Source organism: Pseudoalteromonas sp. SM9913 (assembly GCF_000184065.1).
Lineage (GTDB): Bacteria > Pseudomonadota > Gammaproteobacteria > Enterobacterales > Alteromonadaceae > Pseudoalteromonas > Pseudoalteromonas tetraodonis.
This window is the reverse complement of the sequence record NC_014803.1, coordinates 2410197-2429917: the sequence shown is the minus strand read 5'-3', so window position 1 is coordinate 2429917 and position 19721 is coordinate 2410197. Positions and strand designations below refer to the sequence as shown.

At 36.4% G+C, this 19721-nt stretch carries 21 protein-coding genes; 4 read left to right on the top strand and 17 right to left on the bottom strand.

Annotated features, from left to right (window positions below; translation table 11 throughout):
* A complete protein-coding gene (locus PSM_RS11135) occupies positions 1-1986 on the top strand; it encodes a motility associated factor glycosyltransferase family protein (RefSeq protein WP_269077457.1) in 1986 nt (661 codons plus the stop codon).
* A gap of 13 nt (positions 1987-1999) precedes the next feature.
* On the opposite strand, the gene PSM_RS11130 is transcribed toward PSM_RS11135, so the two are convergent.
* The 16 genes from PSM_RS11130 to fliS are packed head-to-tail and all read right to left on the bottom strand — an operon-like array spanning position 2000 to position 14398.
* Positions 2000-2575 carry a GNAT family N-acetyltransferase gene (locus tag PSM_RS11130; RefSeq protein WP_013465579.1) on the bottom strand — a complete coding sequence of 192 codons (576 nt, stop codon included), beginning with the start codon at positions 2573-2575 and terminating at the stop codon, positions 2000-2002.
* A 44-nt stretch (positions 2576-2619) separates the two neighbouring features.
* Positions 2620-3777 carry a class I SAM-dependent methyltransferase gene (locus PSM_RS11125; RefSeq protein WP_013465578.1) on the bottom strand — a complete coding sequence of 386 codons (1158 nt, stop codon included), beginning with the start codon at positions 3775-3777 and terminating at the stop codon, positions 2620-2622.
* A gap of 12 nt (positions 3778-3789) precedes the next feature.
* A complete protein-coding gene (locus PSM_RS11120) occupies positions 3790-4461 on the bottom strand; it encodes a PIG-L deacetylase family protein (RefSeq protein WP_013465577.1) in 672 nt (223 codons plus the stop codon).
* Complete coding sequence (gene pseI / locus PSM_RS11115; RefSeq protein ID WP_013465576.1) at positions 4458-5504, bottom strand: pseudaminic acid synthase; 1047 nt, start codon at positions 5502-5504, stop codon at positions 4458-4460. Before pseI ends, PSM_RS11120 begins: the two co-directional genes overlap by 4 nt.
* Positions 5488-6126, bottom strand: a complete 639-nt coding sequence (locus PSM_RS11110) for an HAD family hydrolase (RefSeq protein WP_013465575.1) — start codon at positions 6124-6126, stop codon at positions 5488-5490. Before PSM_RS11110 ends, pseI begins: the two co-directional genes overlap by 17 nt.
* Positions 6120-6491 carry an ATP-grasp domain-containing protein gene (locus PSM_RS11105; protein WP_013465574.1) on the bottom strand — a complete coding sequence of 124 codons (372 nt, stop codon included), beginning with the start codon at positions 6489-6491 and terminating at the stop codon, positions 6120-6122. Before PSM_RS11105 ends, PSM_RS11110 begins: the two co-directional genes overlap by 7 nt.
* Before the next feature lie 38 nt (positions 6492-6529).
* The gene (locus PSM_RS11100) at positions 6530-7024 is read right to left on the bottom strand and encodes a hypothetical protein (RefSeq protein ID WP_013465573.1); all 495 of its coding nucleotides are present in this window, start codon (positions 7022-7024) and stop codon (positions 6530-6532) included.
* Positions 7025-7060: 36 nt separating this feature from the next.
* Complete coding sequence (locus PSM_RS11095) at positions 7061-7519, bottom strand: GNAT family N-acetyltransferase (protein WP_013465572.1); 459 nt, start codon at positions 7517-7519, stop codon at positions 7061-7063.
* Positions 7520-7562: 43 nt separating this feature from the next.
* On the bottom strand, positions 7563-8546 hold the full coding sequence (gene pseG / locus PSM_RS11090) for a UDP-2,4-diacetamido-2,4,6-trideoxy-beta-L-altropyranose hydrolase (RefSeq protein ID WP_013465571.1): 984 nt from the start codon (positions 8544-8546) through the stop codon (positions 7563-7565).
* A complete protein-coding gene (locus PSM_RS11085) occupies positions 8546-9832 on the bottom strand; it encodes an aminotransferase class III-fold pyridoxal phosphate-dependent enzyme (protein ID WP_013465570.1) in 1287 nt (428 codons plus the stop codon). Before PSM_RS11085 ends, pseG begins: the two co-directional genes overlap by 1 nt.
* Positions 9825-10589: a cytidylyltransferase domain-containing protein gene (locus tag PSM_RS11080; RefSeq protein WP_016899224.1), complete on the bottom strand. Its 765-nt coding sequence runs from the start codon at positions 10587-10589 to the stop codon at positions 9825-9827. The genes PSM_RS11085 and PSM_RS11080 overlap by 8 nt, the downstream gene beginning before the upstream one ends.
* Before the next feature lie 21 nt (positions 10590-10610).
* On the bottom strand, positions 10611-11471 hold the full coding sequence (locus PSM_RS11075; protein ID WP_013465568.1) for an aldo/keto reductase: 861 nt from the start codon (positions 11469-11471) through the stop codon (positions 10611-10613).
* A complete protein-coding gene (gene pseC, locus PSM_RS11070) occupies positions 11468-12619 on the bottom strand; it encodes a UDP-4-amino-4,6-dideoxy-N-acetyl-beta-L-altrosamine transaminase (RefSeq protein ID WP_013465567.1) in 1152 nt (383 codons plus the stop codon). The genes PSM_RS11075 and pseC overlap by 4 nt, the downstream gene beginning before the upstream one ends.
* 13 nt (positions 12620-12632) lie before the next feature.
* On the bottom strand, positions 12633-13634 hold the full coding sequence (gene pseB, locus PSM_RS11065; RefSeq protein ID WP_013465566.1) for a UDP-N-acetylglucosamine 4,6-dehydratase (inverting): 1002 nt from the start codon (positions 13632-13634) through the stop codon (positions 12633-12635).
* Between the two features lie 45 nt (positions 13635-13679).
* Positions 13680-14003 carry a hypothetical protein gene (locus PSM_RS11060; protein WP_013465565.1) on the bottom strand — a complete coding sequence of 108 codons (324 nt, stop codon included), beginning with the start codon at positions 14001-14003 and terminating at the stop codon, positions 13680-13682.
* Positions 14003-14398, bottom strand: coding sequence for a flagellar export chaperone FliS (gene fliS, locus PSM_RS11055; protein WP_013465564.1), 396 nt, complete (start codon positions 14396-14398; stop codon positions 14003-14005). Before fliS ends, PSM_RS11060 begins: the two co-directional genes overlap by 1 nt.
* A 367-nt stretch (positions 14399-14765) precedes the next feature.
* On the opposite strand from fliS, the gene PSM_RS11050 reads away from it, so the two are divergent.
* Positions 14766-16202 carry a sigma-54 dependent transcriptional regulator gene (locus tag PSM_RS11050; protein WP_013465563.1) on the top strand — a complete coding sequence of 479 codons (1437 nt, stop codon included), beginning with the start codon at positions 14766-14768 and terminating at the stop codon, positions 16200-16202.
* Positions 16203-16333: 131 nt separating this feature from the next.
* Here the strand turns inward: PSM_RS11050 and PSM_RS11045 are convergent, their stop codons facing one another.
* Entirely contained in the window at positions 16334-16921 is a 588-nt protein-coding gene (locus tag PSM_RS11045) for a DNA-3-methyladenine glycosylase I (protein ID WP_041695752.1), read from the bottom strand.
* Positions 16922-17050: 129 nt separating this feature from the next.
* Here PSM_RS11045 and PSM_RS11040 point away from each other — a divergent pair, with 129 nt between their 5' ends.
* Both PSM_RS11040 and PSM_RS11035 read left to right on the top strand, forming a co-directional pair.
* Complete coding sequence (locus PSM_RS11040) at positions 17051-18163, top strand: sensor histidine kinase (protein WP_013465561.1); 1113 nt, start codon at positions 17051-17053, stop codon at positions 18161-18163.
* Positions 18160-19584, top strand: coding sequence for a sigma-54-dependent transcriptional regulator (locus PSM_RS11035; protein WP_008112175.1), 1425 nt, complete (start codon positions 18160-18162; stop codon positions 19582-19584). Before PSM_RS11040 ends, PSM_RS11035 begins: the two co-directional genes overlap by 4 nt.
* Positions 19585-19721: the final 137 nt, after the last annotated feature.

The window sequence follows — 19721 nt, the reverse complement described above, 5'->3', positions numbered from 1 at the left end:
ATGATGTTGCAAGCAACCTTGCTTGCAAACCTAGCTCTATTGCAAGAGCAAATGCCAGTTATATATGAGTCATTTAAAGACTACACACCAAGTGATACGGGCGTAGCTATAGATGAAGCAAATAATGCAAACTTATTTAATAATAATGAGTTTGTCTATCAAGTTAATCCTAGGGAGTTTGCAAAACAACAAGTTGTTCAGTTTTTAGAAAATCCGCTTTACTTCAAATATCAACTAGGTCATCAAGATGACGAAAATATTGTTTTTGAACATGCCGCGCTTTTGAAATCAATTTATAACGTTCGTTCGTCAGAGACAGATAATAAAATTCACAACCCTGCTGCAGAGAATCGTCTCGACTTTATCTGCTTTTTAGGCGGTGGCTTAGGGTATCAGATAGAAGAGCTACTCAGTAAAAAAGATGTACTAAATGTGTTTTTATTTGAGCCAAGTAAAGACGCTTTTTATGCGTTACTACATTGTATAGAATTAAAACCACTTTTTGATAAATGCACAGCTAATGGCGGACAGTTTTCAATACGTGTAGGCGGCAATGAAGATGGCGTGATTAACGAAATTTCCAAATTTTTGTTTAATCAAGGTCACTTTAATATCAGTCAAATACTATTTTTTAAGCATTATGATAGCTCATTGATTGAAAAAACAATTGATCGTATAAAAGGTATTGGCCATCGTTGGGCTGCAGGCTGGGGGTTTTTTGAAGATGAAATAATTGGCGTGTCGCACACATTAGCCAATTTAAATGCTAAGTTTCCAGTGTTAAAAAAGCCTGAACTAGTTAAAAATTCATTAAATGATTACCCCGTATTTATAGTCGCTAATGGTCCTTCTCTTGATGATGCAATTGAGTTTTTAAAAAATAACCAAGATAACATCATCATAATTTCTTGTGGTACTGCATTAAGAGCTTTGCTTAGCAATAATATTAAACCTGATATCCATATTGAAATGGAACGTACTGCGGCACTATTAGACTGGATTGAGTCAATTGATCGCACATCTGATTTAAATACAAAGTTAAATCAAATAAATATAATTGCGTTAAATACTGTTTACGATAATATTTTAAAGCGTTTTAAAAATGCGCATTTGTTATCAAAAATAAATGATGCAGGCGGTCGTCTTATTCGTGCTTTGGATACAAAGAAGCAGTTTACTTACCCTGATTACAGTAATCCTACAGTATCAAATACAGCGCTTGCTACAGCAATTGAATTAGGGTTTAAGAAAGTATATTTAGTTGGTACTGACTTAGGATTTGTCTCTAAAGAGCACCATCATTCAAAACATAGTATATATTTCGATAATGACTTTAAGCATAAAAAAGTAGTTGAAAAAGGTATTGAAGGTGCATTTGTTGTTAAAGGTAATTTTACTGAAGAAGTATTCACAACCCCGATATTTGACTCATCAAAAGGTAACTTAGAATTACTACTTCAAGAAAACCTAAATGTTAAAGTATTTAATACCGCCAATGGTGCTTTCATTAGGTATACTGAACCTAAACTTATTAAAGATATTGGTAATATAAAACCGATTGTTAATAAGGAAGATAAGATCACAGCGCTACTTTACAAAGCTACTTCTTTAGAGCAATTGTCTGCTGGTAATGTTAATCATAAAATGGAAGCTATCAAAACGAGAACAAAAGATGTTCTTGAGCAGCTGTTGTCTATAACTTCTCAATATTTTGAAACACGTGAGCAGCTTGCTGATGCGTTTAATTTACAAAATAAAATATTACTTACATTACGTAATAGCACCGCAGACGATGTTGTAGTTTATTGGCTGATTCAGGGAACTTTTAGATATTTTCAAGCTTATATTATGACAAGTAGCTATTATTACAATGACTTAGAAATGCGTACTGGATTTATAAATGCATGTGTTGACGCGTTTCATGAACATGTAAAAGGTATCTATTTAGAGTTTATTGAAAACTATAATAAACCGGCCAAAGTCTAATCAAAGTTAGTCGTTATTTATTAGTAACGACTAACTCAATAAAGTCATCTTGTGGTTTTTTGAATAAAGACATGAACACGACATCAGATGGCTTACCATCTAAAATATAATGCTCCTTTAAAATACACTCATTTTCATACCCAGCCTTTAAAAATGCTTTGATACTACCAATATTAGAGGTATAAGCACTTGCAGTGAGCTTTCTTAATCTCAATTTTTGAAAAGAGTACTGGCTTACTAGTCTTATTGCTTGGCTAGCGTAGCCTTTTCCCCAGAACTTTTTATCCCCTATAAAGAGGCTAACCTGGGCAACATTATGAATTGTATTGATACTTCCTATTTTTATATTGCCAATATGTTCATTTTCACTTGTTCTTATTGTAAAAAGTTGCTCGAGAGGGTTATTTAGCTGTAAGGATATATAATTTTTAACAGAATCTATATCCTGCTTATGAAAGCGTGTTTCTAAATACTGGTTCACTTTTGAGTCATTTAACCAACTTACGTATTTAGTTGTAACGTCCTCCAACTGAATACTTCTAATAAAGATACCTTGGATATTGTGACTTTTTATCGTTAATTGGTTCATGGGTTTCCTAAAATGTGAATTTATCGATCGCCTAATTAATGCATTTATTTTAAGGCATAAGGAGCGTAGATATTTCCTCGCCAACCTAATGAGGTCAGCTCATGCTTTATTTCATCATGAAATGAAGATGAGATAATGACTGTTAGCTTTTTGTCTAAATCTTTATTAATGAGAGCATTAATAGTATCGATTGAATACTTAATCGTATAATTGAGACCACAAAAGCGTTTCCCAGTTTTATTTGGATTTCCATCGATAATATACAGAGGCTTTAACCCTGTTAAAGCCAATAAAGTTACAGCTCCAGAACCTGCACCCCAGAAGATAAACTCTTCATCTTTACAGTAGCTTTGTAATGCTTGAATATCTTTATCTATCTTTTGTTTTAGTTTGCCATTATCCGATGGTGCTAAAGGCAGTAAAGATTTTTTCTCTTTATTTGTGAATGAAATAATTAAATTACCGGATGCAGTTACAATACTTTTATCTTTAAACCAACCAAATTGATTTGCAAGGGTTACTAATGAACGCTCTGAGAAAACATGTATATGTTCAACATGAAAAGCTTGTGTTGAAGGCTGTGTGATAGACCAGTCTAAACTAGGTGTTTCTAAAATGAGTGTAGAAGTTGAATGACTTACCTTTGATATGGCTTTGAAAAAATCTTTAAAATCAAAAATGTGTTCAATTACATGGCGAGAATAAATAAGGTCAGATTTAAAACATAGGCTAGAGGCAATTTTTTCAGTGAAAAAAACCTTTTCTACTATCAACTCTTTTTTTTCAGCTGCTATCGCAGTTTCTTCATTTGGCTCAATGCCATGGTAGTCCACATTAGAATAAATTGTCTTTAGTTCTGCTAGTACTTCTCCACTTGAACAGCCTATTTCTAGAACATTTAGCGTTTTTTTATCAATGATATTGTTTTCACTAATAAACTTTATGAAATCATACCTAAATGAGGCACCTATATTTTCAGGTGACGGTGTATAGTAATGATGCTTATATATAGCTTCTAGAATATCTTTATTGTAGTTTAATTGAAAAGCATGTGCGCACTGCCTACAGATTGAGTATTCAATATCAATAACATGTGGCAAAGGTATATTTGACGTATCATCCATTGGATGTTGGTAAATTGGAAAGTTATTTAACTTAAGTAATAAAGTGTTTTTTTTATAATTACAAACAGGGCAATTCATAGCTACTCCTTCTTAACTAACTTTTCTTTTGAGCATAAAAGCTTCTGCATAATCAACACCGACGGTATTACCTCTTACTTTTGCCAATGCCTCAATTGCATCAATAGAACGAGAGTGGGGAGGCTTGCGCATTTCATCTTCATATATTAAGAGTAGCTTTTTCTTTTCTGCTATATGTTCTGAGATATCGACAAAAAACGTTGGTGAAAATGCAAATGCATTGATTGGCGTATTCCACTCTGTACTTGAGTTAACTTCAAATGAATATATTGTTGGGGTTTTTACTAAGGGAATAGGTCTAAATGCAGTCATGACTGCTTGATGTACAATACGATGATCTATATTTAAGTCGCCATAATGGTGTGTATAAATAATATCTGGTAGTTCTTTTTTAGTGACAGACTCTATTGCTTGGACTACATCAAGGATCGCAACTGTGTCCATTTTATTATCAGGAAAATTAAAAAAGTATTGCTTAGCAGACAAATACTCTCCCGCTTTTTTTGTCATCCTAAGGCGCTGTTCATAATCCGTATCAGAGCTGTTTTTTCGTGCTGAAACGCCATTTGTCATATATACAATGGATATATGATCACCTTGTTTTTGATGTTTTAATAAAGTACCACCACATCCAATCGCTTCATCATCAGCATGAGCGACAATAGCAAAAATATTTTTTTTCACTTATTAGTTTCCATTGTTAAATGTTTATTTGATAGCGCTGTTCCTCGGATGATGTCAGATGTAAATTTTTGTCCGATAACTAAATCATAATTATTAGGGGGTAAGCCAAAACCTGGGCGTATTACTCTAATGTTTTCTGAGTTTACAGTATCCCCTTCCTTAACATCCTTTACAACGTAGATTGAACGCCCATGTTCTTTACCTAATCTAGAACCTTTAGCCAGTATTTCGGCGCTACCCAATGCCTTCCATGTGTTGTGGCATGAAATTACTAAAGACTTTAATTCATCTGGCTCTATTGAAAATGTTGCATCAGGTCCGCCTAGTTTACGATCTAGAATAAAATGCTTTTCTATTATCCTTCCACCCATAGCAATAGATGTAATCGCTGGGATATTTGAAAGACTGTGATCAGATAAGCCAGTAATTATGTTTAGCCTTTTTAATTCGTTAAGAGCATTTAAATTCATCTGCTCAAACGATGCTGGGTATGAACTTGTACAGTGCAAAACGGCTATTTGGCTACTGCCATATTTTTTCAAATACTCAACACTTTCTTTTATTTCTTCAAGGCTAGATATACCGCTTGATAAAATTACAGGTTTTCCAGTCTTTGCTATCGCTTTTAATAATTTAAAATCTTGCACCTCAAAGGAGGCAACTTTGTAAAGAGGGCAGTCAAATTTTTCTAATATCGAGACTGAAACTTCATCAAATGGAGAGCTAAATAAAATAATATTATGCTCTTTTGCTTTTTGAAAAAGTGACTCTGTCCAATCTAAAGGCATTGAGATTTCTTCATATAATTTATAATAGCTTTGACCTTTCCAAGGCGGACTTTTGATAATGAAGTCATCCCTATCGCAGTCAATAGTTAGAGAGTCAGCTGTATATGTCTGTATTTTTATTGCATCAACGCCGCACTCAGATGCGACTTCAATCATTTTTAAAGCAAGCTCTTTATTTCTTAAGTGGTTGTTAGACATTTCGGCAATAATGAATGGCTTACTGTTTGCTGAAATTTCTTTATTTAGTATTTTCATGTAGATAATCTTTGTAACTAAAATGAATAAAAGGAATTTTAGCATTTTTTGCGAAAAGTCCGTCTGTTTCTGTTGTATCTCCAACCATTACAACAGAATTAAGTTTATGGCGTTTATTTAATAAATCAAAAGCATATCTGTTTGGTTTTAAACGCTCAGGTGATTTAGGATCGCATAACACTATATCGCAAACATAATTATTTAACTGCAGCCTATCTATTTTAGTTTGCTGAACATTTTTTTGGCCATTGGTAACGACAAATAACCTTTTTTCATCAAGTATCTCAAACAAAGTTGGGATTAAGCTTGCTTTTTTGCTTATGTACTTTCCATCATGTCTATAGTAGGTATTTAGCATTATGCTTAGGTAATGGTTTGGTAATTCATAGGCTGCTATCGCATCATTAAATAGGTACGGATAAAGTACTCCCATTTTTAGCTTATGAGTATGGAGGAATATAGCTAGGCCTTTGAGGGGAAGTTGGGTTATTTCGGAAAGTATTTTTTCAATCTCTTTAAACGCTCCAATGTCATAATCACTTTGATCAAATAGTGTATTGTCTAGATCGAAAATAATATCATCATATTTGCTTAACTGATGCGCCAATTTTTTTATCAGCATATATGTTCTTGCCAATATCTTATTAAGCGGTTATCAGAAATATTTTCTTCTAGTGGTATTTGATATGGCAGCGACAACCAGCTTTTTATGCTCAAATCGATAATGTCGAACCCTGAGTTTATTGAAAAAATTAAACTACCTGAAAGTCTAGGATTGATTTCAATGATATGTGCGTTCTCTCTATCTTCATCTAGCATTATTTGTATATTTATGGGGCCATTAAAGCGAATCTTTTCAACACATTTTTTAGCTAATGTAAGCACTAAAGGGTGTTGATTTATTTCACCGACTCTCGATACCCCAACTGCTTCAAGGCGCTTTCTCGCTAACCCGAAAACCCAATCACCCTCGGAATCTACAAGCACGTCGACAGTATATTCTGTGCCCTTTAATAAGGTTTGTATTACGCCTTTTTTATTTTTAAAAAAGGAAACAATTCATCGTCTTCAATAATATAAATTCCCTTCCCACCTCTACCATACTCTGGCTTGAATATCGCTGGGGCAGATGTTGATGTTGGGGCTACGGGCAAGTTATTTTCTTCGCAGAATAGTTGAAAATTAACCTTACTTGTACAGATGCTTATTGTTGACTTGCTATTAATTAATATCTTCTTTGAGATACTTTTTGATAAGTCTGAACTTTGAGAAAGAATAATAAGTTCTTCATCAATAAATGGAATATATAAGTCAAACTTATCATCAAGTTGGTTGATAAATGGAATAAACTCAGAGCTACTGCATAAAGGCGATAAGTAGAAGTCATCACAGAAGTGCATTGCAATACTTTTGCTATTCTCATTTGCGTCAATACCTATCACTTTGTGACCTAAGGTTTGCAAGTGCTTAATAATAGATATAGCTGCAGCAGATGCCGCAGCACTCATTAAAATTCTCATAATAAAGCCTATAGCTATTTTTAATTCGAGAGCTCTTCAGCTCTCTATTCTTAAACTATATAAAGATGGTGTTAAAGCTGTAAAACCTGCTTTTGTAAAAGCAGTGATAGATGCTAAATTATCAGGTCTAATCTCAGCAATAATCGTTCCATGTTTCTTTAGTTCGGTTATATTATTCAAAGCTGCAACTCCAATACCTTTTCCCTGAGCTTGGGGCGAGATCAGAATCGAAACTTCATATTTATTTAATTCAATTTCATCTAAACGAAGAGTGCCAATATCATTTCCATCATGATTAATTATATATAGGGTCCTATCGGCTCTTTTTAGTGTATCTTCGAACCATTTGCAATGCTCTTGCCATGTTGGAATTGCAGTTTGCTTAAAGTATTTACGAACACCACTACTTGTTTGCCACTCAAAGACATTTTTTTTATCGGAATAAGTGGCTTTTTTTAGTTGTACTTTAGATATGAGATTAGGGTTTTGTTGCATTTATATAGTTCTCATTTAAATATGTAAGAGAGTCAATTTTCACTTATATCAACGATGAATTTTGATGGATACAATGAGCAATTCTATATTTTCCTTTGCCATCACTAATAGCTTTTGCTTTTAATGCTAATATTTTACTTTTATCTTCAATTATTTGAATACAGCTATATATGTTGGAGACGGTTGATAAAATAGCTGCTTCACTTAATTCAAATAACTCAATGTTACCATTTTGATTTTCTGCTGTTTTTATCATTATAATGGATTTTCCCATTGATGCAGCTTCGAAGAGCATTGAACCAGGAGCTGTAATGATTACTTTTGATTGATACATTAAGTCAGCTAAGTTTGGAGGTGCTTGATGCCAAGTTATGTTTAAATTTGTATTTTCAATGAGGCTTTTTAGCGTTTTTCCGTGTGCATAACCCAAACCTGTAGTTAAACAAATTTTACCCTTGTATTGTCTTACATCAAGTTCATATAACGAAGCAAAGCTATTGTTTTGAGGATCTGAGGCGCCAAAACATATAAATATGTCATAGGCTAAGTGCTCATCGTTTAATTTTCGAATGAATTCATCTCTGATAATTCCATATTTAGGACCCAGTAGAAGTTTGCATTGCTTAGGCACAAGCTTTTTATAAGCGCTTAGTCTAGACTCTGATGCCGTATCAATTAGTAAATTACAAAGATGTGCTCTATCAGCTAGATCATCGATTATAACTATATAATCAGCTATTAATTGTTGCTCCCATTGAATATCTATTTCATAATGGTCAATTAAAATACTTTTGATATTGTATTTTTCAAGTATTTGGTTGGTTTCTTCAAGTCCATTATTTGCTGTAGATACTTTTAAATAACTAACTAACTGGCTCTTTAGTAAAGATTTCGCTAAAGCAGACTCTTTTACAATGAATCTAATTTTTATATTTTTTTCGGCTAAAGTGTTTGCTAACTCTAAACAGCGCATTAAATGGCCGGCACCGATTAATTCGTTGGCATCTGTTCTTATGGCTAATTGCATTATCTCACCTTAAAAACGGGCTCTAATAGTTTACCTTTAAAAATATCATACAAATTTTGCGTTTCTATTGTATTTTTTAAAATAAAAATAACTTCATCGTATGCATTAAGTAATTTCTCTATATCATCATGTGTATGGGCAAAGCTAAGGTTATGACTACCACCAATTAAAATACCTCTAGTGCACATCTCTTGAATAAATAAAGATTTTAGCTCTAATGAGGAATATTTTTGAGTGTCTTTAATAATAATAAAAGACCATGACGGATGGCCTGCAGTACTCAGCCAATCTTTTACATCGTGTTTTTCTATTAATTTATTAAGCTCACAAATTAATTTTTCACCTAAAGTGTGAATATGTGTCAGTACTCTTTCTTGCTGCATTTTTTTTAATGTTGTTTTTGTAGCAACTAAAGACATGGTTTCGCCCGCAAAGGTGCCGGAAAAGAAAATGTCTTCCATCAATGACATTATTTCTTTCTTTCCAACAATAGCTGAAATAGGGAATCCGTTTGCCATGCCTTTGCCAAAGGTTGCTAGGTCAGGTGTAATATTAAATAAGCCTTGAGCACCATGTAGATCAAACCGAAAACCGGTAATTGTTTCGTCAAAAATTAGTACAGAGCCATGTTTTTTACAAAGTGCTTGTACTCCTTCAAGAAATCCAGCTTCTGGAAAGGCTATATTCATTGGCTCCATAATTACAGCAGCAAGCTGTTCAGGGTATTCAGTAAAGAGCCTTTCTAATGAGCTAAGGTCATTGTATGTAAACGTATGGGTAAGCGCTCTAACACACTCAGGAACACCTAAATTTCTGGTTGTTGAGCCAATATACCAATCTTGCCAACCATGATAACCACAGACAGCAACATGCTCTCTTTTTGTATAAGCTCTTGCTAGTCGAATAGCAGCAGATGTTGCGTCACTGCCATTTTTACCAAAACGCACCATTTCAGCGCAAGGTATTAGCTTTGTGAGTTCTTCGGCGACTTCCATTTCTAACCTATGAGGAAGGGAGAAAGTGATCCCTGAGCCAAGCTGGTCAATAACAGCTTGATTTACATCGGCATCACAGTAACCTAAAGAAACAGAAAGTAAGCCATTCACAAAGTCAATATACTCATTATTATCAGCATCCCACACTTTAGAACCTAAACCTCGTTCAATAAATAAAGGTGCTGCATTTTGTGGGAACGCAATTCTACTCTTACTAAAAGTTTGGGAACCTAGAGGAATGGTTTTTTCAGCTCTATGTAGCCACTCCGCTGAATTAGTGTAATTATTCATAGCCTTCTTCTTTATCTTGTTTTAATGATTTAACCATTCCCTCATTTCGAGCAATTTGGGAGTTTAATAAGTTCAGCTCTGGTTTATGCGATAACAATTCCAGTATATCTTGATAATTAAAATTAGGCTTTTTTACATATAAATTTTCATATATTGATGAAATCAACTCAAAGTCATTGGGTTCGTCAACAGTCCATCTATAGGCAGAGAGGTCTTGCTCACTTTGGATATTCTGTAACTTATACTTATCAGGGTGACTTGTTATATAAGGTGTTACGTGTTCTAGCTCAGAAGGCTTTTCTGCATATTTATAAGCGTTATGTAAGGCCTTTTTACTGATCACTTCAATATCGAGACCATCAGGGTATGTGGCTACTAAGCAGTTTGAAGTATAATCATTGTTGTTTTTTAAATGACTATTAATGACATAGTCCATGAGCTCAGGGTCAATCACTGGGCAGTCAGCTGTTATTCTAACGATAGCATCACAAGGGTAATTGAGTTCAGCATGAAAGTACCGGCTGAGAACATTGCTTAAACTTCCTCTAAAGCATAATAAATTATTCTCATTGCATAACTGTTCAATAATGTCGTCACTTTCATCAGTACTTGTGACAATAACTAGGTTGTCTACTAATTTTGCTCGTTGTACACGCTTAGCTTGTTGAATAAACATAGGTAAACCTTGGAGGTTCTTTAAAACTTTATTAGGTAAGCGTGTTGATCCTGTCCTAGCTTGCATGAAAGCATTTATCATATTTTTAATCCTAGCGCTTAATTAACCAAGCCATTGCGATGGATTGATTAATGCTAAATTACTTGAAGCTAAAGAGGCTAAAACGTCATCCGAGGGGAGTGTAAGCTTTTTTGCGGCGCAGTAGCTGTCTATTAATTGTGTTAACTGTTCTTGTGAGCAACATCCTATAATTGCATTTTCGATATGAGGGGCTTTTTGCGCAATAATTGCTAATGCGAAAGTTAGCCGATTGCAGCCTAATTCATTAATAACACGATTATACTGAGAAAACTCATTATTAAACTGTGAAAAATAAGCGTTATTTTGAATCATTGGCTCTAATAAAAGCCCTTGTAAAAATATCGAGCGAGCGTGAAGCTTTATATTTTTTTCTATTAGCTTATCGATAATTTCAGGTTGTATAAAACGTTGATCTAACCAATTAACAGGAGCTTGAATCAGATCTAAATTAAACCTTTCACTAAGTAATTCAAGTTCTTTAGGATTATAAACAGAAACACCTATTCGCTTAACTATGCCTTTGGTTTTTAACTGCTCTAGCTGCGAAAAATAGTCTTCCCCTGAACTGCTTAAAAGCAACTCACAATTATGAAATAACACTGCATCAATTGAGTCACAGTTCAGATTTTTTAAGCTTTTTTCTACCTGCGCGTGAATATTTTCACTTGATACTTTAGTAACAATAGATAAAGCTTGGCTTAAACCCGATTGGCCAATATTACTCTCGCTAATTCCATAAGCTGATGCCGTATCAACCACTGTAATGCCAGCGTCTAGCGCAGCACTAAGTATTCGTTTGATCTCATTTTTTTTTACCTGCCCAAGGGTGTTACTAATACCATAATTCAAACCAAATTGGGCGGTTCCTAAAGCGATTTTCATAGTTGTTTAGCTAATGTTTCTATTATGAAGTTTTGTTCTGAATTAGTTAATCCAGGATGCAAAGGTATGGTGAGAGCGCAGCTGTAGTATCTCATTGCATTTGGAAAGTCATTTGCCTTAAAGCCAAGCTCTTTGTAATAAGGTTGTATATGAATTGGAATGTAATGCAAATGACTCGTTATGCCTTGCTCTCTTAAACTACAGATAAGAGAATCATGTTTTACAATTGCATCACCAGACAAGGTTAAAATATATAGATGGTAACTAGAATAGCTTTGGTGTGATTGAGTTAAATGATTGATAGACATATCTTTTAGCTTGCTAGTATATACTTTAGCTAGCTGATTGCGTTTTGCAACAAATTCATCAAGCTTTGAGAGCTGGCTAAGGCCTAGTGCAGCTTGTAACTCAGTCATTCTATAATTAAAGCCGAGTTCAACTTGCTGATAGTACCAAGGGCCATGACTTGGCTCTGTCATTTCACTCTGATCGGATGTAATCCCGTGACTACGTAAACGCACCATTTTATTAGTAAGTCGTTTGTTGTTTGTTACCGCCATTCCACCTTCAGCTGAGGTGATTATTTTGACTGGATGAAAGCTAAATACGCAAATATCTGAAAACTCACAGCTGCCCACAGGCTTACCTAAATATTTTGCACCAATAGCATGTGAAGCATCTTCAATAATCTTAAAGCCATATTCAACTGCAAGTTGATATATAGCCTGCATATCACATGATTGACCTGCCAGGTGAACTGGGATGACTACCTTTGGTAAACGATTATTTTCTTTAGCAATAATAAGTTTTTTTTCTAACTCATCAGTGCACATATTCCCTGTTGCTACATCAATATCCACAAAGTCTATTTGAGCACCACAGTACAGTGCACAATTTGCGGAAGCAACGAACGAAATAGGGGAGGTCCACACGATGTCATCTTTCCCCACATTTAACGCTAAACATGCAACGTGCAATGCTGATGTGGCACTGTTTGTTGCACATGCATAGGTGCTGCCACAATAATTTGCGATGGCTTGCTCAAAAGCGGGTACTTTTGGGCCTTGCGTTAACCAATCAGATTTTAAGACATCAACTACTGCGTCGATGTCTTGTTGAGAGATAGCTTGTTTGCCGTATGGGATCATGGAGTCATTACTTTTAAATTAAGGCTTCAATATTGAAGGCTTCAATTTCTTCAATCGTCATGTAATGTGGGTTGTTCAAAGAGTTATATTCAAAGCCTTGCTGAACTTTTTTTCCCTTTTCATTAAGTGCATTAACTGTAAAGTCATTACTACGACTGCTAAATTTGATGCCTGGTGCAATTACAAAATGATCGTTATATTCATAGGTTTCAAAACACAGATCGGCAGGGCACATAACTTCATGAAGTTTCTCTCCTGGGCGAATACCAATAATTTTAATAGGTAATTCAGGAGCCATTGCTTTTGCTAAATCAGCAATTCGAATTGATGGGATTTTAGGTACGAAAATTTCACCGCCCAACATGCGCGCGAAATTTGTTAAAACAAAATCAACACCTTGTTGAAGGCTTATCCAAAAACGAGTCATTTCGTCATGAGTGATAGGGATGTGATCACGGCCTTCATTAATGAATTTTTGGAAAATAGGCACAACTGACCCTCGCGAACATACTACATTCCCATAACGCACTACTGAAAAAGTCGTTTTATGGCCGCCTGCAATATTGTTTGCCGCTACAAATAATTTATCCGAGGCTAATTTAGTGGCACCATACAAATTAATAGGGTTAGCTGCTTTATCTGTAGAGAGGGCAATGACTTTTTCAACATTGTTATCAAGTGCTGCATTAATGACGTTTTCTGCGCCATTAATATTAGTTTTGATGCATTCCATTGGGTTGTACTCTGCGGCAGGTACCTGCTTAAGGGCTGCAGCATGGATGACATAATCAACGCCACGCATTGCGCGATTTAGTCGTTCTTTATCTCGAACATCACCAATAAAGTAGCGCATGCAAGGCTGATCAAAATCTTGCTGCATCTCAAACTGTTTTAACTCGTCACGAGAAAAGATAATAATTTTTTTTGGACTGTACCGCTCTAATAGTGTTTTTACATACTTTTTACCGAACGACCCTGTTCCACCTGTTATTAAAACTACCTTTCCATCAAACATGAGATTCTCTCCACAGCTAACCAGCCTAATATTGCCAAATCTATTTTAAAAGTTAGATTTATACTTATTTACAGCTTTTTTATTTTTTTGATTACCAACTATTTTAACCGCTAATAGTTGTTTTTGAGCATCCATTTTAGCAGATAGCTGTTCTATTAGGTTAATTAAAAACTCAAGTTCAGTCGCAGAGTAAAAAGCTTTTTCTCTTGTAAGTGATTCACTTATATATGTATCAAGCTTATTATGAATACTCAGCGCTTGCTCAATATCCCAATCCTCTGAGTCATTAATCAAACTCACTAGCTCATTACAATATTTGCGAGTTTCACTATCTGTAACTTGTGAACTCGTTATTTGCTTTAAAGCCATTATAGTTGTGGTTCTCTTTGCTCGAATGGAATTGCTTCCCAACCTGATTTAATCTCTTTAATCAAGGTAATTACTTCATCGATTTTATCTATATTGTTTTCAAGGTTTGCAGTTAATAAGCAGCGCTGGCAGTAGTCATACAAAGAGTCTAAGTTAGTTGATACTTCATTATTGTGTTCAAAATTTAATACCTGCTGCAACGCACCAAGTAGCACAATACAATCAGAGATTGCGTTGCCTTTTTTTTCTAACTCTTTACGTTCAATAAATCCTTTTGCAGCAGAGAGCTTGCCAACAATATTCACAAACACGAGTTTAACTTGGTCGTAAGGCGTCATTTCTTTAACACTGCTAACTGTTATTTGACGGTATTTATTGATTGATGCATGAGCCATAGGTAATTCCTCAAATTTTAATAACATGTTCAGAACTCTAAGCAAGTTTAGTTCCAACATAAGTTTGACTATTACTTTATCGGCAAAAACAGTCACACCTTTAAGTAATAATAGCAGTTTTTATGTGTTTCTTCTGTGTGGAATCGTATCATTGAAAATCGCATTATATGTCGTTTAATTCATCCTAAGTATGTATATCACTAAAACTACCTAGGCAATTAATAGTTATAAAGTATTGACTTTGTGCGGCCAGTGTCTGTTTTTTGGCGTTAATGTCAAAAAATCGCCGCTATTGCTTGCATCCAAACCCAACTGGCTTACAATTTGATTAATAAAACAAATTAGTGAAATAAATGGCTCGCTAAAGATGATCTTAATTTTAGATAATAATAACAATCGCTCTATTGGATTATACGCATCGCTTACTTTTATTGGTGAGGCTGTACAGTTGCAAACAGAAGCTGACTTTGAACAGGCATGCAGCCACTATCAAAACAAAGAATGTATTGTGGTGTTAGGTGCTTTGCAGTCTTTAGATCACGAAAGTTTAATTAAACGATACCCAACATTTCCTTTTTTACTCATTGGTGAAACGCTTAAACCTTTGTTGAGTTTGGCTAATGTTGTGGGGTTGATATGTGAGCCATTTACTCATGAAATAACCACACAGCTGTTACACGACTGTCAGCAATATCAGCGCATGTTGCCGCATGAACATAAAAATAACAAAGAGAAAAGCACCTTTGATGGTCTTGTTGGTGAAACCAAAGCGGTAAAAGATTTACGCTTTTTAATTACGCAGGTTGCTAAAACCGATGCTAACGTACTTATTTTAGGTGAGTCGGGCACAGGTAAAGAAGTAGTTGCCCGTAACGTACATTTGCTCTCTAAGCGTAACAAAGGCCCATTTGTGCCAGTAAACTGTGGGGCTATTCCTGCTGAGCTATTAGAAAGTGAACTATTTGGTCATGAAAAAGGCGCGTTTACTGGGGCTATTTCAGCACGTAAAGGCCGGTTTGAATTGGCGCAAGGTGGCACGCTATTTTTAGATGAAATAGGGGATATGCCGCTGCAAATGCAGGTTAAGTTACTGCGAGTACTACAAGAGCGTAGCTATGAGCGCGTTGGCGGTACCAAAGCGATTCAAGCCGATGTACGTGTTATAGCTGCAACCCACCGTGACCTTGAAAGCATGATAGAAAAAGGCTCATTTAGAGAGGATTTATACTATCGTTTAAATGTTTTTCCTATTGAGAGCCCATCTCTTGCTCAACGCGCAGAAGACATACCATTACTACTTAAAGAGCTTATGCGCCGTGTAAATGAACAAAGCGGTACTACGGCTAAGTTTACAGAGCGTGCTATTGATAGTTTAAAAGAACATTCTTGGCCGGGTAATATTCGTGAGCTCGCTAACTTAGTTGAGCGTATGGTTATTATGTTCCCAGACAAGGTGGTTGATGTTCCTGATTTACCCAATAAATACCGCTACATTGAAGTTGAAGCCTATGAGCCACAGTACCCAGAAGAGCTGATGGAGCGTGATGCCTTTAATGATATTTTTAGTGGCGGATTTAGCGAAGATGAAATAGATCTAGAAGATGATTTTGTTCAGGCTGCACCTGGTTTATTGCCCGATGAAGGTATTGAGCTCAAAGAGTACTTAGCTGAGCTTGAAATTAACTTAATCACCCAGGCATTAGAGCGCTTTGATTACGTTGTTGCCCGTGCTGCTGAAGTGCTTGGCGTAAGACGAACCACACTGGTCGAAAAAATGAAAAAATATAACCTTTCTAGAGATTGAGAGCTAAGTGCATGTGCTAGGTACTAGGCGCTAGGTGTTAGGTTAGAAAAAATAAACACCGCGTTTAATGCAAACTCGGCGCTATACTTGTCAGCGGGTTTACCCCGCGTCTCGTAACCCGTAACCCCCACCTAGCCTAGCTTTTTAACTTCTTCTTTTCTAAAGCAATTATTACTATGATCGTTAACCATTCCACAGGCCTGCATGTAGGCATACACTGTGGTTGGGCCTAAAAACTTAAAACCGCGCTTTTTTAAATCTTTTGCAAATAACGTTGATGCTTCAGTAACTGCAGGGTAATCCGCAAGCGTCTCTAAATCGTTTACCTGAGGTTTATTACCAACAAACCGCCACTGGTAATCACTAAAGCTGCCAAACTCTTTTTGAATAGCAATGAAGCACTTTGCATTATTAATTGTTGCGGCTATTTTTAAGCGGTTGCGAACAATTCCCTCATTTTGCATTAATGTTTCTAGGTCCTGCTCAGTAAAGGCCGCTACTTTATTTACATCAAAGTTTGCAAAGGCGTTTTTATAATTAGCGCGCTTTTTTAATATGGTGTACCAACTTAACCCTGCTTGTGCAGATTCTAACGTTAAAAACTCAAAAAGTAGTTGATCGTCATACACAGGAACGCCCCATTCATGGTCATGGTAATCCACATAGTCGGGCTTTGAGGTATCTAACCATGGGCAGCGGCACTGAGTCTCTTTATTCATGCATGTTCCTTTGCGCGTCATTTTTACGACACGCGTTTTGTTGGTTTAATTTATTGAATTTACTAGTAAATAATTTTGGTACATATTGTGCATTAGATACAGTATCTACATTATTTTAGAGAGTTGATTATGGCCCTTGCAAGTGTGCTAAAACCCCAGTTTATTTCTGCTAATCAGTATAACCCATGTTTACTGCAAGAGGAGTATGTTGGTGAGTTGAGTGATTTGCGTCAACAAGCAAGTTGGCTCTCTCATCTGGTTGATACCATGCCTGCGGGCGTGATTGTACTTGATGGTAAAGGAATGATCGCTAAGGCAAACCAAATAGCTATCGATATGCTCGGCGAGCCATTAGAAGGAGAGAAGTGGTTTAGCGTTATTCAGCGCTCATTTCGTCCTCATCAAGATGATGGTCATGAAGTGTCGTTAAAAGATGGACGCTTAATAAAGCTCGATATTACTGCACTCGCGCCTGAGCCTGGGCAACTTATACTAATGACCGATTTAACCGAAACCCGACGCTTACAAAAGCGAGTCGCGCATATGCAGCGTTTAAGTGCCTTAGGTAAAATGGTTGCGTCTTTAGCTCATCAAGTACGCACACCGTTATCAGCGGCTATGTTGTATGCCGCAAATTTAGGCTCAAAACGCTTACCCGAAGCGTCTCGCGGCAGTTTTCATACTAAATTAATGTCACGTTTAAAAGATTTAGAAACCCAAGTAAACGACATGCTGTTATTTGCTAAAAGTGGTGATCAGCAAGTTGTTGAGCAAGTGTCGATGCAACAGCTACTAAGTGAAGTTAAAGCCGGTGCCGATGCTATGGTAGCGCTCAATGATAGCGAATTAAATGTGAGCTTACCTGAACCCGATATTGAAATTATGGGTAACAAAACAGCATTGGCAAGCGCAATTCAAAACCTAATTCATAATAGTATTCAAGTCATTGGCAGTGGTGCACAAGTACATCTTAGTGCTTTGCGTGATATGCAAGATCCTGATTATGTTCGCATTAGTGTTAGTGATAATGGCCCTGGGCTTGATTTAGCACAAACTGAAAAAATATTTGAACCCTTTTATACCACTAAAAGCCAAGGTACTGGTTTAGGACTTGCCGTTGTAAGTTCAGTGGCCAGTGCACATCAGGGACGTGTTGAAGCAAACAACAACCCACAAGGGGGAGCAATTTTTAGTATGTTGCTACCTATTAGTGTCACATCTAAATTAGGGGAGTCACAATGAGTAACACTATTTTAGTTGTAGAAGATGACGCCGGACTTCGTGAAGCATTAATTGATACGCTTGAAATGTCAGGTATAGCCTGTATGGCCGCCAATAGTGCCGAGCAAGCCATGGTGCTACTAAAAAAAGAAGCATTTTCATTGGTGGTCAGTGATGTACAAATGGGCGCAATGAGCGGCTTGGATTTATTACGTAGTATTAAATTAAATTACCCTGATTTACCCGTACTAATGATGACGGCCTACGCCACTATTGATGATGCTGTAGAGGCTATGCGTTTAGGCGCGATTGATTATATGGCCAAGCCATTTGCACCAGAAGTGCTATTGAATATGGTGAGTCGTTACTTACCAGAAAAAGAAAAAGAAACAGACGGGCCCATTGTCGCCGACCCTAGTAGTATTCAATTACTCGAACTTGCTAATAAAGTTGCTCGTTCAGATGCCAGTGTGATGGTGCTTGGGCCAAGTGGCTCTGGTAAAGAAGTACTGGCGCGTTATATTCATGACAAATCAAAACGCTGTAATGAACCGTTTGTAGCGATTAATTGCGCTGCTATTCCAGAAAATATGCTCGAAGCCACTTTATTTGGTTATGAGAAAGGTGCGTTTACCGGTGCGATACAGGCTTGTCCTGGTAAATTTGAACAAGCGCAGGGGGGTACTATTTTACTTGATGAAATCACCGAAATGGATTTAGGCCTGCAAGCCAAGCTGTTACGTGTACTTCAAGAGCGTGAAGTTGAGCGTTTAGGTGGTCGTAAAACCATTGCACTGGATGTACGTGTGCTTGCCACAAGTAACCGAGAGTTAAAAGAAGCGGTTGCTGAAAACCAGTTCCGCGAAGATTTATACTATCGACTCAATGTTTTCCCACTGCTATGGCGACCACTGTGTGAGCGCCCAGGGGACATTATTGTGTTGGCTAAGCATTTGATTGAACGTCACTTAAGTAAAAGCAAAGAGCCAATGGCGTATTTAGATAGCAGTGCAGAGCAAAAACTGCTTAGCCATAGCTGGCCCGGTAACGTACGCGAACTAGATAACGTTATCCAGCGAGCATTAATTTTACGCAGTGGAAATAGTATTGATGAGCATGCTATTTTTATCGAAAATCTAGCCCCAACGCATTTTGTGGCAGAAACTAAAGCTGACATTGAACCTGTAAAAAGTAGTCTCAGTAACGCTTATTATGATGAAAAAGCAGCGCCTGCAGATGAGCAAAAAAATGATTTGTTAGCCGTCGATACTGGTAGTTACAAAGATGAGCTTAAAGATAAAGAACATCGTATTATTTTAGAAACCTTGGCACGCTGCCAAGGAAAACGTAAAGAGGTCGCCGAAACCTTAGGTATTAGCCCGCGTACTTTACGCTACAAATTAGCACAAATGCGTGATTTAGGTATTTCCCTCCCAGCATAACCCCCATAAGCCCTAAGTTCAATCACTTGAATTTAGGGCTGTCAAAACTCTGACTGCTTAATTATTTTACTTAAAGCTTTGTTTTAATTGGTTTTAATTTCTGGCATGTTTTGTGCTTTATTCTCTTTAAGAGTTTA

What these genes read in the sequence shown, in the direction of transcription:
- PSM_RS11045 (WP_041695752.1), bottom strand. Translation starts at nt 16,921, where the DNA reads ATGAATAAAGAGACTCAGTGCCGCTGCCCATGGTTAGATACCTCAAAG.
- PSM_RS11130 (WP_013465579.1), bottom strand. Translation starts at nt 2,575, where the DNA reads ATGAACCAATTAACGATAAAAAGTCACAATATCCAAGGTATCTTTATT.
- PSM_RS11075 (WP_013465568.1), bottom strand. Translation starts at nt 11,471, where the DNA reads ATGAAAATCGCTTTAGGAACCGCCCAATTTGGTTTGAATTATGGTATT.
- pseB (WP_013465566.1), bottom strand. Translation starts at nt 13,634, where the DNA reads ATGTTTGATGGAAAGGTAGTTTTAATAACAGGTGGAACAGGGTCGTTC.
- PSM_RS11095 (WP_013465572.1), bottom strand. Translation starts at nt 7,519, where the DNA reads ATGCAACAAAACCCTAATCTCATATCTAAAGTACAACTAAAAAAAGCC.
- PSM_RS11100 (WP_013465573.1), bottom strand. Translation starts at nt 7,024, where the DNA reads ATGAGAATTTTAATGAGTGCTGCGGCATCTGCTGCAGCTATATCTATT.
- PSM_RS11040 (WP_013465561.1), top strand. Translation starts at nt 17,051, where the DNA reads ATGGCCCTTGCAAGTGTGCTAAAACCCCAGTTTATTTCTGCTAATCAG.
- PSM_RS11050 (WP_013465563.1), top strand. Translation starts at nt 14,766, where the DNA reads ATGATCTTAATTTTAGATAATAATAACAATCGCTCTATTGGATTATAC.
- PSM_RS11085 (WP_013465570.1), bottom strand. Translation starts at nt 9,832, where the DNA reads ATGAATAATTACACTAATTCAGCGGAGTGGCTACATAGAGCTGAAAAA.
- PSM_RS11125 (WP_013465578.1), bottom strand. Translation starts at nt 3,777, where the DNA reads ATGAATTGCCCTGTTTGTAATTATAAAAAAAACACTTTATTACTTAAG.
- PSM_RS11035 (WP_008112175.1), top strand. Translation starts at nt 18,160, where the DNA reads ATGAGTAACACTATTTTAGTTGTAGAAGATGACGCCGGACTTCGTGAA.
- pseC (WP_013465567.1), bottom strand. Translation starts at nt 12,619, where the DNA reads ATGATCCCATACGGCAAACAAGCTATCTCTCAACAAGACATCGACGCA.
- PSM_RS11060 (WP_013465565.1), bottom strand. Translation starts at nt 14,003, where the DNA reads ATGGCTTTAAAGCAAATAACGAGTTCACAAGTTACAGATAGTGAAACT.
- pseI (WP_013465576.1), bottom strand. Translation starts at nt 5,504, where the DNA reads ATGAAAATACTAAATAAAGAAATTTCAGCAAACAGTAAGCCATTCATT.
- pseG (WP_013465571.1), bottom strand. Translation starts at nt 8,546, where the DNA reads ATGCAATTAGCCATAAGAACAGATGCCAACGAATTAATCGGTGCCGGC.
- fliS (WP_013465564.1), bottom strand. Translation starts at nt 14,398, where the DNA reads ATGGCTCATGCATCAATCAATAAATACCGTCAAATAACAGTTAGCAGT.
- PSM_RS11110 (WP_013465575.1), bottom strand. Translation starts at nt 6,126, where the DNA reads ATGCTGATAAAAAAATTGGCGCATCAGTTAAGCAAATATGATGATATT.
- PSM_RS11135 (WP_269077457.1), top strand. Translation starts at nt 1, where the DNA reads ATGATGTTGCAAGCAACCTTGCTTGCAAACCTAGCTCTATTGCAAGAG.
- PSM_RS11080 (WP_016899224.1), bottom strand. Translation starts at nt 10,589, where the DNA reads ATGATAAATGCTTTCATGCAAGCTAGGACAGGATCAACACGCTTACCT.